Source organism: Paenibacillus sp. KS1, assembly GCF_001680695.1.
In the GTDB taxonomy this organism is placed as follows: Bacteria; Bacillota; Bacilli; order Paenibacillales; family Paenibacillaceae; genus Paenibacillus_B; species Paenibacillus_B suaedae.
Genome location: NZ_MAIS01000357.1, coordinates 1 through 304 on the forward strand (window position 1 = coordinate 1; position 304 = coordinate 304).

The 304-nt window shown below is 41.1% G+C and carries 1 pseudogene; it reads right to left on the reverse strand.

Features of this window, described 5'->3' with window-relative positions:
• Window positions 1-116 precede the first annotated feature (116 nt).
• Window positions 117-304 (reverse strand): annotated as a pseudogene (locus tag BBG47_RS30340) (hypothetical protein); the annotation flags it as partial.

Consider the following 304-nt stretch of genomic DNA (forward strand, 5'->3'; position numbering starts at 1 on the left):
CATATGTAGTTAATTAATATACTACAACTGTAGTTTATATATGTCAACATGCATTCACCAGAATTTAGTGAATACTCCTTCTCAAACCCCTCTAGCTGATAACTGTTGTATATCAGCTACATATCACACGGATTTTTCTCTAACAGTTTGTCAAGTTTGGCCTTCTCCGCTTGCTCCAACTTCTCGCCTTCATTTGCAGCCATTGGTTTCGTTGCTGCTGCCTTCAGCTGATGCCGTATATAGCATGATCTGACGCTGTTGACATGAGGTGCAGGGATCCGAACAATAGAATGCTGCATTGTGA